Below are 12,234 nucleotides of genomic sequence, written 5' to 3'. Positions count from 1 at the left end.
ACCCCGAACAGCCCGCCCTTGTCCGCCTGCACGTTCCACACTGGCGGTAAGCCACGTAGTCACGTTGTACTTGTCTTTCCATATTTCCAAGAATCGCAGTCCTGCTTTGTGATAAACGCCGACCCAGCCCTTTTGGACCAACCTGGAGGCGGCAATGCGGAACCAGACCATCGAGGCGGCACTGGCGAAGAATCCCCACCGTGAACAGCTGATCAAGCACCGGTTCTTCGAGGTGGTGGACGAGAAGGCCTTCAGCCGCGACCAGGCGGAGCTGGTGCTGGGTCAGTGGTGGCACCCCCTGCACTATTTCCCCACCTTCCTGGGCAAGCTGATCGCCGTCTGCCCGCAGATGGAGATGAAGACGGCGGTGACGCACATCCTCAACCAGGAGGTGGGCGAGGGAGACCCGGCGCGCGCGCACGAGCGCTTCTTCATCCAGACGATGACGGACGCGGGCTTCACCCAGGCGGGCGTGTCCGAGGCGGACATGACGCCCGCGACGCGCCGGCTCATCGACGGGTACCAGCGCTCCACGGACAGCCACCTCACCGGCCTGGGCTTCCTCTACGGCACGGAGGTGGCGGACCTCACCATGGTGGCCAAGCTGGGCAAGCTGGTGCGCCGCACCACGGGCCTCAAGTCCCTGCCCTGGGTGGACATCCACGTGAAGCAGGAGCCGGACCACGTGGAGACGGCCGGCCACACGATGGGGCTCGCGTACACGGACGAGGAGCTGGCCACCATCACCCGCGGTGCCGAGGAGATGTGGCAACTGTGGGTGGGTTTCTTCGAGGAGCTGCGCAACCGCGTCGTCTGAGCGGCCGCCTGCGTCAAGCGCAACCCCTTGGAATCCGTGCGTTTTCACACGGAACACTGGCGAATCTCTCCAGGTAGGGTAGTCACTCCCGCGTCACGGGAGTGTCACCCCCTAGAGGCGCCACCACCCTCCCGCGGCTGACAGCTCCTGTCCCTCCAGGCGCCGAGGGAGATCCCCATGCTCGAAAAGCTGATGCCGAAGTCGGACGAGTTCTTCGACGACTTCGACGCGCAATGCGCCAGAACTGTCGAGGGAGCAAAGCTCCTACACGAGCTCCTGAGCGACTTCCGGGACGTGCCCACGCGCGTCCAGGCCCTCAAGGACGTGGAGCACAAGGGCGACGAGGTCACCCACACGGCCTTCAACCGCCTCCACCAGCAGTTCATCACCCCGTTCGACCGGGGGCAGATCCACACGCTGCTGTCGCGCATCGACGACGTGCTGGACCTGACCAACGCGGCGGCGGCGCGCCTGCTGTACTACGAGATCGAATCCACCCGGGCGGATGCCACGGAGCTGGCGCGGCTGCTGGTGCTCTCCACGCTGAAGGTGCAGGAGGTCGTCGCGGCGCTGCGGCTCATCAAGAAGCCGGAGCAGATCCTCGCGGGCTGCAAGGAGATCAAGCACCTGGAGTCCCAGGCGGACGAGGCGCTGCGCGCGGGCATGGGCCGGCTGTTCAAGAGCGGCGTGGATACCCTGACCATCATCAAGTGGAAGGAGATCTACGACCTCATCGAGACGGCCACGGACAAGTGCCAGGGCGTGGCCAACGTCATCGAGGGCGTCGTGCTGGAGCACAGCTGAGATGCTGCTCGCAGCGGTCGTCGCCATCGTCATCGTCGCGCTCATCTTCGACTTCATCAACGGCTTCCACGACGCGGCGAACTCCATCGCCACCGTGGTGTCCACGCGCGTGCTGTCGCCGAACCTGGCTGTCGCATGGGCCGCGTTCTTCAACTTCATCGCGGCCTTCGCGGGCGGCGTGCACGTGGCCAACACCATGGGCAAGGGCATCATCAACTTCGAGATGCTCCGCGCCGCCGGCCCCGCCGCGGTGCTGATGGTCATCTTCTCGTCGCTGATGGGCGCCATCGTCTGGAACCTGCTCACCTGGTGGTGGGGGCTGCCCTCGTCCTCCTCGCACGCGCTGGCGGGCGGGATGATTGGCGCCACCCTGCCCGTGCTGGGCTTCGAGGGCCTGGTGGGCAGCGGCATCGCGCGCATCGCGGCCTTCATCGTGCTGTCGCCGCTCATCGGCATGACGCTGGGCATCGGGATGATGCTGGCCAGCACCTGGGCGGTGCACCGTCAGACGCCGCTGCGCGTGGACACCTGGTTCCGCCGGCTGCAGCTGGTGTCGTCCGCCATCTTCTCCTTCAGCCACGGCACCAACGACGCGCAGAAGGTCATGGGCATCATCGCGGTGGTGCTCTTCGGCACCATCTGGCGCGACCGCCCGTTCCACATCGACTGGTGGATGATCATCTCCTGCCACGCCGCCATCGCGATGGGCACGTTCTTCGGCGGCTGGCGCATCATCCGCACCATGGGCCACAGCCTCACGAAGCTGGCGCCCATTGGCGGCTTCAGCGCGGAGACGGGCGGCGGCGTCACCATCATCGCGCTGGCGGAGCTGGGCATCCCCGTCTCCACCACGCACACCATCACCGGCGCCATCGTCGGCGTGGGTTCCACGCGCGGCTGGCGGGCCGTGAAGTGGGGCACCGCCGGCCGCATCATCTGGGCGTGGGTGTTCACCATCCCCGCGGCCGCGCTGGTGTCCGTCATCGTCTACGGAATCACGCTGGCCGTGGTTCGGATGGTGGGCTGAAGAAAGCCCGGGCGCGGGGGAGCAGTCCCCCGCGCCACCTGCTGCTGCCCTGCCCTACTGCACGACCCGGACGTTGAGGGACGACGACGGTCCACCCACGGCCGGCGGCACCCAGGGCACCACCTTCTTGTTCTGCCACTGGACCAGCTTCAGCGACGGGTCCTCCAGCGGCACATCGAAGGTGTAGGAGATGCGCGTGGGTCCCTCCGCGTCCGCCTCCTCGATGCGCACCATCATGCCCTTCATGTCGAACTCGTCGCCCTTGTGCACCGGGTGGCGCGCGGCGCGGTGGATGCGCTCCTCCACGGAGTCCAGGAAGTGGCCGCCCTTGGTGAGCTCCAGCTCCACCGAGTTCGGGCCGGTGCGCGTCACCTTCTGCTCGTAGAGCGAATAGGACAGCACCCACCAGGCCTTCGGCAGCGGATTGCCCGAGGACCACCAGCGCACGGAGCCGTAGATGCCGATGATGCCGTTGGGGGCGTTGAGCACCACCACGCGCTGATTGGAGAGCTTCGTCTGATCGAACGCCTCCTCGTAGCGCGCCTGCACGCGGCCCATGAGCGCGTCCGCCTGGGAGTACTGCTCCATGGTCTGCCACCAGAGGTACGGCGAGCCCACGACATGGATGAAGGCCATCACCGCCGCGCCGGCCAGCACCGCGCCCGCGCGGAACGTCTTCGCCCGCCCCTTCCACGCGTGGCGCAGCACCACGGCCAGGCCCACCGCCATGCCCAGGCTGGGCACGATGAGCGTGCGCGAGCCGGCGAAGGCGGAGTTGGACATCCACGTGGCCACGAACGCGCCCGTCAGCATCCAGCCCACCGTGCGGCGCTCCGCGGCCTCCAGCCGGGGCCACACACCCCACACCAGCAGCGCGAACAGCGTGAAACCCACCGCGCCCAGGAGGGTGAAGAGGGGCACCAGGGACTGGTCGAAGATGAAGTCCGGAGGCGCGTTCAGCGTCAGGCCCGCGATGGCGGCCGGGACGCGCCCGAGCATCGCCTGGAACCACGCCACGGGCGTGCCCAGGGCGTCCAGGTACATGTCCGAGCCGCCCGCGCCGTAGCCCATGGCCCGGTACGCCGCGAAGTAGATGGCCATCAGCACGCCGAAGGGGATGAGCCCCTTGAGCTTGTCCTTCGCCTGCCCCGGGCCGGAGAAGGCCTCGTAGGCCAGCACGTACGGGCTGAGGATGACCATCGTCTCGCCGCACAGGAGCGCCAGCGCGAAGGACACCAGCGCGCCCACCAGGGTGCTCGTGCGCTTCTCCTCCCGCCACTTCACGTGGAGGAAGATGCCGAGGACGCCGAAGAGCAGCGACATCACCACGCTGCGGTAGGACAGCCAGCCCAGCACCGCCGCGTGCGAGCCCCAGATGGCGAAGAGGAACATCGCCACACCCGCCACCGCCGTGGGCAGCACGCGCTTGAGCAGCACGCCCGCCAGCACCACCAGGCCCACGTACCAGAGCAACGAGTGGAACTGGTAGGCCACCGCCACGCGGTTGTAGAGCACGTGGTCCAGTCCGTAGAGCAGGCTGCCCAGGGGCCGGAAGAACGCGACGCGCACGGTGGGCTCCACCCACCACGGGAAGACGCCCACCTGCGCCAGGTGCAGCGTGTGCTCCGGGATGCCCGTGGCCGTGCGGTACACGTCCAGGGGCGTGTTCCCCAGCGGCGCGGGCGGCGGAATGTTGTCCCAGACGCCCAGCCAGATGAAGTCATCCGGCATGAATCCCGAGCGCAACGCGAGCGAGCCCAGCGCCACCGCGAACACGATGGAAATCCAGAAGTAACGCTTAAACGGCCAACCCGGGGCGGCTGGCGAAGGAGAAGTATCCATGTTTCAAAGATCTATCAGCACGGCCCCCACACGAGATAGGTCCTCCTGGGTCGTCCGCTGCCACCGGAAACACGCGGAGTGCGGCGCGTGCGATGGAGATCCTTTGCCACCGCCCGGACTCCGGGTGATCCTCCGCCGACGAAGGGGGACGCGGTCCGGCAGGTGAAAACACGAACGTGAGCGCGCCTCGTTTCGTCCGCGCCGCCGCCGGGCCCGCACGCATGCGCATCGCCATCATCGCCACGTACACCCATCCGACCCGACTGCGAATCAAGGAACCCTCCATCATGCAGTCCTCCGTGCCGGAGCTCATCGCGGGCCTGTGCCCGGAGCACGCGGAGGTGGAGATCTTCAACGAGAAGGAGGCGGAGCTGCCGTTGGACCGGCACTGGGACCTCGTCTTCTTCTCGTACCTGCACTCGTACTACGAGCACACCAAGGTCCTCTCCACCCTCTTCCGTCAGCGCGGCATGACGACGGTGGCGGGAGGCCGGCACGCGGGCCACTTCCCCGACGACGCGGCGAAGTACTTCGACGCGGTCATCACCGGGGAGCCGGAGTCCAACGTGCCCGCGCTCATCGCGGACTTCGAGAAGGGCGAGCTGAAGCCCCGCTACAGCCTGCCGTCGCAGGGCGCCGCCGCCATCCGGCCGTACCGCTACGAGCTCATCGACTTCACGCACAACAAGGTGCGCCTGCCGGGCATCGAGGCGTCCCGCGGCTGCCCCTTCACCTGCAACTTCTGCGTGCTCACCGGCCACGAGCGCTACCGCTTCCGGCCCATCCCGGAGGTCATCGACGAGATCCAGACGCGCATGCGCTGGAACCCGAACTTCCTGGGGCTGATGGGGGACGCGTTCGTCTTCCTGGACAACAACCTGGGCGGTTCGCCCAAGTACCTGCGCGCGCTGTGTGAAGCGCTCATCCCCTTGAAGAAGACGTGGGGCTGCGCGCTCACCTTCAACGTGCTGAAGGACGACTCGCTGGTGAAGTTGATGGCGAAGGCGGGCTGCCGCTACGTCTACACCGGCCTGGAGTCGCTCAACCCGGAGTCGCTCAAGGCGATGAACAAGGGGCAGAACAAGCTGTCGGAGGTGGATGCCGTCATCCGCCGCGTCTTCTCCGCCGGCATCCTGTTGTCCTTCGGGCTCATCGTCGGCTCGGACGGCGACACCAACGAGTACCTGCACCGGCTGCCGGACTACCTGGCGGACCTGAAGTACTTCTCCGTCACGTTCCTGGGCATCGTGTGCCCGTATCCGGAGACGCCCTTCTTCCGCGAGCTCAAGGCCGAGGACCGGCTGCTGCCCGGCACCACCAGCCGTGACTACGACGGCTACACGCTGTGCCACCGGCCCAAGCAGATGCACGCGTCGGAGGTGGTGGAGCACTTCCAGCGGCTGTGCCACACGCTGGGCAGCCTGCCCAACATCGCGCGGCACTACGCGTCCAAGCTGATGATGAGCGACCTGCCCCGATACAAGCAGACCATCCTCTTCTCCGGGCCGGAGATCGTCAGCATCCGCAACCCGGTGAAGAACAAGGAGCGCCGCTACATCGCGGGGCTGGACGCCATCGAGGCGTGGGACGCGGAGCGGATGCCCGCGCTGGGCCTCACGCCGCAGGTCCTGACCTGATCCGGGACGGCAGGCGCACGTCCCACGCCAGCCCCAGGGCCTGGAGCGCCCGGATGAAGAGCCAACCCGGGTCCCACTGCCACCACACCCAACCGTGCCGCGCGGACGCGGGGAAGGCGTGGTGGTTGTTGTGCCAGCCCTCGCCCAGCGCGAGCACGCTCACCCACCACACGTTGCGGCTGTGGTCGCGCGTGTCGTGGACGCGCTTGCCGAACGCCGCGTGGCACACGGAGTTCACGGCGTAGGTGCTCTGCATCCAGCACACCACGGGCAGGAAGAAGTACGCGGGCACCGTGCGCCAGCCGAACGTCAGCCCCACGAAGAGCACGCCCAGCACCTGCGGCGCGATGCGGTAGCGCAAGAGCCAGTGGTAGTAGCCGTCGTCCGCCATGTCGCGGCACCAGGTGCGCCAGCCGTCCTCTTCCGTGGAGGACTCGTTGAGGATCCACCCCATGTGCGCGTACCAGAAGCCGCGCAGCGGCGAGTGCACGTCCCCGTCCACGTCCGCCTTCGCGTGGTGCAGCCGGTGGTTCGCGGCCCACAGGAGCGGACTGCCCTGCGCGGTGAGCATGGCCACCGACACCAGCGCGTACTCCACCCAGCGGGGGCACGCGAAGGCGCGGTGGCACAGGAGCCGGTGCAGCCCCACCGTCGTGCCCAGACCAATGGACACGTACACGGCCAGCGCCACCGGCAGCGCGTACGGCGGCCAGGGCAGGAAGAACGCCAGCGCGGCCAGTCCGTGGACCACGAGCATGTAGATGACGATGACGGGACTGAGCTGGAAGCGGAGCGGCGCGGTGATCATGGCCCGGTGCGTGAGGTCGAAGGAGAAGCACGCAGTCTAGGGGCCCAGCCTGACGGGACAAGGAATGCGTCAGGCGCGTCACATCACGCGAGCGTCACGGGCCCTTGAGGCCTGGGGAGCAACAAGCGCCTCCACCGGCGGGGCCTGGAGGGTGGCCTGGAAGCGAGCGGTCCATGCGGCGCAGCTCCGCGCGGGCCTCCACCTCCGTGAAGATGGCGCGCGCTCGGGCGAGGAACTCCTCGCGCCGGTTCGGCAGCGCCACCGCCGCGTCGAAGTAGGCCACGCCCGTCTCCCAGCGGTTGGGGCTCTTCTCCAGGACGGCGATGGCCTCCAGGAACACCGGCTCCGCGGCCTTGGGCCCCTTGCGCAGGGCCAGCGAGCGCGCTGTCACGCGCAGCGCCGGGCCCTTCAGGTACGGATAGAGCCTCGCGATGACGCGCGCCTTGAGGCAGGACAGCCGCACGACCTTCAGCAGCTTCTTGCGCGGCACCACCGTGGCGCCCTCCTCCAGCGCGAAGAGGGCCGCCTCCGCCGCGTCCACCAGCCCCACCTGGAGGAAGGGCACCAGCACCTGATAGCTCCAGATGCTCTCGAAGCAGCGCACCGCGACGAGCGCCGCCTCCTCCACCTGGTGCTCGCGCACCGTGACGTTGGCCAGATGGTTGAGGCTGGCGCACTGGTTGGCCAGGTCCGCCACCTCTTCGCTGATGCGCAGGCCCTGCTCCAGCTCCGCGCACAATTCGCCCACGTCACCTTCGCCCAACAGGTAGCGGCACATGGGCGCCCACGAGTGCGCCCAGCCCTGGTGCATCAGCGCGTTGAGCTCCACGCCAATGGTCCCCATCTGCTCGTAGAGCGCCACCGCCGTGCGGAAGCGCGAGTGGAGGAACTCGCCCGTGGCCTGCATCATCAGCGACGTCTGGCGCTCCCAGCGCTCGCCCACCTGGCGCAGCGTGGAGACGGCCTCCTCCTGGAATTCGCGCGCGCGCTCCAGCTCGTTGGCGAAGAAGGCCTGGATGCCCAGGCGGCTGAGCGCGAGCCCCTCCGCCACCGGATCCTTGGAGCGGCGCGCGTACTCCAGCGCCTTCTCACAGTGGTAGCGCGAGCGCTTGAGCAGCCCCGCTCCGAACAAGAGCGTGCCGTAGTAACCGCGCGCCATGCTCATGGCGTAGTCGTTGCGCGAGCGCTCCGCCATGTTGGTGGACACCAGCGTCGCCCAGGTGAGCTTGGTGATGTCCGCGAAGTAGTAGATGCGGATGAGAGAGTTGAGCGTGGACAGCTGCTGCAGGTAGTTGCCCAGCCTCGCCGCCGGCAGCGGACGCAAGATGAAGGGCAGCAGCGTCGCGAGCCCCCGGAGCACCAGGTTCGCCAGCGTGCGCAGGCCCAGCGCGGCCAGGCTCCCGGGGAGGCTGCGGCCCCTCAGCACCAGCGACTTCTCCAGGTGCTGCGTGGCGAGCGCGGACTCGCCCTTCTCCTGGTGCGCGCGGCCCAGGCCCAGGTGCAGCTCCGCCTGGCGAGGGGGCTCCTCCTCGTCCACCAGGCACTGCTCGAACATCAGGATGGCGTTGGCGTAGTGGCCTGCCTGGAGCAGAGTCTCCGCCAGCTCCTGCATCACCCGGCGCGTCTGGAGCAGCGTCACCTCCGGGTCCACCGGAACGACGGTGCCGAGCAGCTCCAGGCCCCGGTTGTAGTGGTAGAGCGCGTCGTCGTTCGCGTACTGCGCCCGCGCGCTGCGGGCCGCCATCAGCGTGTACGCCAGGCCCTTGTCCTCCACGTTGCCCGCGAGGAAGTGGAACGCGAGCAGACCCGCGGAGGCCGCGAGGTTGTCGTTGGCGCGGGCCTCCAGGTAGCGCGCGAGCCGGCGGTGCAGGTCCTCACGCGCGGACACCAGCAGCGTGTTGTAGGCCACGTCGCGGATGACGATGTGCTTGAAGAGGCAGGTGTACGGCTCCTCCGTCTCCAGCAGGATGAGGCCCAGGCGCTGGAGCGTGTCCATGGCCTCGCGCAGCACGCCGTGGCCCAGGGTGGGCACCAGCGCCGCCACCGCGTCCAGCGTGAAGATGCGCCCGATGACGGACGCCACCTTCACCACCAGCTTCTCCGTCTCGCTGAGCAGGTCGATGCGCGACAGCACCACGTCCTGGATGGAGTCCGGCAGCAGCAGGTCCTGGAGGCCGCGCTTCAGCTCCATCCGCTGCGATCCGGGCTCCACCGGTCCCAGGTAGCCCTGCTCCGCCAGGCCCTCCACGATGGATTCGATGAAGAACGGGTTGCCCTGCACCTTCGCGAGCAGCCGGTCCTCCAGCGCGACGTCCGGCGGCGACAGGCGCAGGTGCAAGCGCAGGAGCGCCCGCGTGTCCTCTTCGTCCAGGCTCGTCAGGTCCACCGGGACGAACTCCGGCAGGTCGCGCAGCCCGCGGAGCTGGTCGCCCGGGCGCATCGTCGCCAGCACCATGATGCGGTGCGAGCCCACGCGCACCGCCAGGTACTGGAGCAGATCCAACGAGATGTAGTCCGCCCAGTGCAGGTCCTCGAAGAAGAGCAGCAGCGGCTGCGCGCGGCTGAGCTTCTCCAGGAGCTGGAAGACGATCTGGAACACCTTCTGCTGCTTGCGCCGCGCGTCCATCCCCGCCGTGGCGGACGTCTCCTCCAGCGACATGCCGAGGATGCCCGCGACCACGGGAATCCACTCCGGCCCCACGTCCTCCAGGCCGTCCAGCCCCTGCCGCAGGCGCGTGAGCTGCGCCTCGGTGTCGTCCGAGTCGTGCAGACCGAAGGCCTGGAGCAGCACCTCCTTCCAGGGGAAGAAGGGGGTGAAGGCCTCGTAGGAGTAGCAGACGCCGTACAGCGCCCGGGCGCCGCCCTCCTCCGCGTCCTCCAGCACGCGCGCGCCCAGCCGCGACTTGCCGATGCCCGCCTCGCCGGACACCACGCTCACGCGGCCCTGGCCGGCGAAGGCCGCGTTGAGCGACGCGTGCAGCACGTTGAGCTCGCGGCTGCGGCCGATGATGTCGCCCCGGCCCTTGATGAAGAGGCTGCGGCGCGTCTCCCCCAAGAGCCGGTACACCGGCACCGAACGCGAGACGCCCTTGAGCTTCGCGTCCTCCACGAACTCCGTGGCGAAGCCGCCCTGCTGCGAGCGCGCCTGGGTGTTGGCGCACAGGTGCACGCCGTCCTGGTGTCCGCCGTGCGTCATCAGGCGCGCGGCCATGTTCACGACCTCGCCCAGCGCCGAGTAGCCCTTGCGCGTGGGCGAGCCCATGTCCCCGCAGTAGGCGTGGCCGGTGGCGATGCCGATCTGCAGCTCATCCAGGAAGGGGAACTGCGCCCGGGCCTTGAGCAGCTTGCAGGCCAGCCGGCACGCCAGCACCTCCTTGTTCTGCTGGGCGGTGGGCGCGCCGAACAGGACGTAGAGCACGTTGCCCTTGTCCGTGAAGTCCGTCATCAGCAACACGCCGCCGTGGTGGGCGGACTCGCGCTGGACGTATTCGTAGTAGGCGTTGAGGTCGTGGGTGAACGCGTCCGGATCCGTGTCCGCCCGCGCGTGGGTGAAGCGCACGAAGAAGCAGGTGACGTCGCGGAAGTCGCCCGCGAACTCCTGGTGCGCGGTGGTGATCTTCGTGAAGAGCACCGGGTGCAGGAGCAGCGCGCACCGGCCCACCAGCTCCGCCCCACCCGTGGGCGCGGGCAGCGGGCGCTTCACCGACTCCACCGGCGCGTCGAGCGCCAGCCGGTGGTTGCCGCCCTCGCGTGGATCGCCCCTGCGCGCGGACTCCGGCAGCGCCGCCCAGGCGCGCGGGCTGAGGACGACCTCCGACACCGTGGCCTGCTTCTCCGCGCCCACCGCCTGCGCCAGCGGCTCTCCCACGAGCGCCGGGTGCATCCACAGGCCGGTGGTGCCCATCACGATGCGGGTGGCCTCACCAAAGCCGATGCCGATGCGCGACGACACGCCGAAGCGCTGGCCCAACAGCTCCAGCCGGGCGAAGCGCGCGAGCCTGCGCTGCACGCCCAGCGCGCACACCGCCGCTCGCTGCACGACGTCCGCGTCCGCTTCCTCGGGCGCGGACTCGAAGCACGCGAGGATGGAGTCGCCGGCGAACTGGTAGATGTCCCCGCCGTGGTCGCGGACGACGTCGATCATCTCCGTGTAGTAGTTCGTCAGCAGGCGCTGGAGCGCGTCGATGCCGCGAGGGCCCGCGCCGCTCAGCCCCACCACGATGGGCGTGAAGCCCGCGATGTCCAGCAGCAGGATGGCGCCCCGCACGCCCTCCACCCGGGGCAGCGCGTCCGCATCCTGGCTCCCAAGCCGCGCGAGGATGGCCGCCGGCATGTACGGGGCCAGCATCGCGACAGCGGGATCAATGGGCTGCGTGGAGGGCATCCTTAAGGGGCTTTCCGCTCAGGACAGGTTGGCGAAGCGCAGGTACAGGGCGCCCAGGCACATGGCGCCGTAGAGGGGGATTTCCGCCGTCTCCGGCCAGGGCTGCTGCTTGCGCACCGCGCCCCAGACGTGCACCGCCGTCATCAGTCCACCGATGAGGCCGATGAGCTCGAAGATGACCAGGTGGCTCTTGGGGTCCGGGATGAACTGCACCACCGCGATGATGACGGACAGCGCCAGGCCGCCCAGGCAACGCGCGAAGTAGACCGTCAAGTCGTTGTTGCCCGTGGGCAGCTCCCACCCGAACCAACGCGCCCAACGCAGCGGGATGAACAGCAACGGCAATGCGTAGACGACCAGGAAGACCGAGGTGGAGACCGCGAGGAACCAGCTGGCCAACGGATAGTCGGGGTTGATCATGATGGCGGACGTGATGGGTGACGGACGTGCACGCGCGGTGCACACCCCTCCCCACGACGTCCATCCTAGAATCTTTTGCCACCCCGTGGGGCGGCTTCCCCTTCACCAAGGCCCTGCTTGAGCCCGCCTGCCGCCTAGCGGGTGGCGGCCAGGAGGAACTCGGCCACCCGCTCCAGGGAGGTGGTGCGCTCGGCCTCCACCGGGAAGCGCCGGAACAGCTCCGGTGGCCCGTGCAGGATGAGCGGCTTGCCATAGCGCAAGGCCAGGACGGCCTCCGCCGCGGTGCCGGCGCCCCCGGGCAGCGCGACCAGGGCATGCGGCGTCAGCACGTTGATGTGGTTGCGGCTCATGGGGTCCGTGCCCTGCTCCCCGCTGAGCGGCAGGTGGGTGTAGATGGGGATTTCGATGTCCGTGTTCGGGTAGCCGGCCCGGGGCTGGTAACGGCCGTCCGCGCCCACGGTGCCGGGGATGATGCCGATGGCCGCCCCCCGCCGC

General features: G+C 68.7%; 9 protein-coding genes. 4 read left to right on the top strand and 5 right to left on the bottom strand.

From position 1 onward, the window contains the following. Window positions 1-154: 154 nt before the first annotated feature. The 3 genes from D7V77_RS35140 to D7V77_RS35130 all read left to right on the top strand — a co-directional run bounded on the left by D7V77_RS35140 (window position 155) and on the right by D7V77_RS35130 (window position 2,648). Entirely contained in the window at window positions 155-817 is a 663-nt protein-coding gene (locus tag D7V77_RS35140) for a TenA family transcriptional regulator (RefSeq protein WP_120580636.1), read from the top strand. A gap of 177 nt (window positions 818-994) precedes the next feature. Beyond that, window positions 995-1,621 (top strand): DUF47 domain-containing protein, encoded by a 627-nt coding sequence (locus D7V77_RS35135; protein WP_120580635.1) that lies wholly within the window; start codon window positions 995-997, stop codon window positions 1,619-1,621. A gap of 1 nt (window position 1,622) precedes the next feature. After that, window positions 1,623-2,648: an inorganic phosphate transporter gene (locus tag D7V77_RS35130; RefSeq protein WP_120580634.1), complete on the top strand. Its 1,026-nt coding sequence runs from the start codon at window positions 1,623-1,625 to the stop codon at window positions 2,646-2,648. Between the two features lie 54 nt (window positions 2,649-2,702). Here D7V77_RS35130 and D7V77_RS35125 read toward each other — a convergent pair whose 3' ends face one another. Next, the gene (locus D7V77_RS35125) at window positions 2,703-4,424 is read right to left on the bottom strand and encodes a hypothetical protein (RefSeq protein WP_120580633.1); all 1,722 of its coding nucleotides are present in this window, start codon (window positions 4,422-4,424) and stop codon (window positions 2,703-2,705) included. A gap of 242 nt (window positions 4,425-4,666) precedes the next feature. Here D7V77_RS35125 and D7V77_RS35120 point away from each other — a divergent pair, with 242 nt between their 5' ends. Continuing rightward, window positions 4,667-6,127, top strand: a complete 1,461-nt coding sequence (locus D7V77_RS35120; RefSeq protein WP_304485886.1) for a radical SAM protein — start codon at window positions 4,667-4,669, stop codon at window positions 6,125-6,127. On the opposite strand, the gene D7V77_RS35115 is transcribed toward D7V77_RS35120, so the two are convergent. The 4 genes from D7V77_RS35115 to D7V77_RS35100 all read right to left on the bottom strand — a co-directional run. Next, complete coding sequence (locus D7V77_RS35115) at window positions 6,105-6,935, bottom strand: acyl-CoA desaturase (RefSeq protein WP_120580632.1); 831 nt, start codon at window positions 6,933-6,935, stop codon at window positions 6,105-6,107. The two genes, D7V77_RS35120 and D7V77_RS35115, sit on opposite strands and share 23 nt — an antisense overlap. Before the next feature lie 94 nt (window positions 6,936-7,029). Continuing rightward, complete coding sequence (locus D7V77_RS35110) at window positions 7,030-11,319, bottom strand: AAA family ATPase (protein WP_120580631.1); 4,290 nt, start codon at window positions 11,317-11,319, stop codon at window positions 7,030-7,032. A gap of 18 nt (window positions 11,320-11,337) precedes the next feature. Continuing rightward, on the bottom strand, window positions 11,338-11,739 hold the full coding sequence (locus tag D7V77_RS35105; RefSeq protein ID WP_120580637.1) for a hypothetical protein: 402 nt from the start codon (window positions 11,737-11,739) through the stop codon (window positions 11,338-11,340). 134 nt (window positions 11,740-11,873) lie between these two features. After that, the coding region (locus D7V77_RS35100; protein WP_120580630.1) for a molybdenum cofactor carrier protein at window positions 11,874-12,234 on the bottom strand (361 nt) is incomplete at its 5' end.

Origin of the sequence: Corallococcus sp. CA041A (assembly GCF_003612075.1) — a bacterium.
GTDB lineage: Bacteria > Myxococcota > Myxococcia > Myxococcales > Myxococcaceae > Corallococcus > Corallococcus exiguus.
This window is presented reverse-complemented; position numbering and strand designations above follow the sequence as displayed.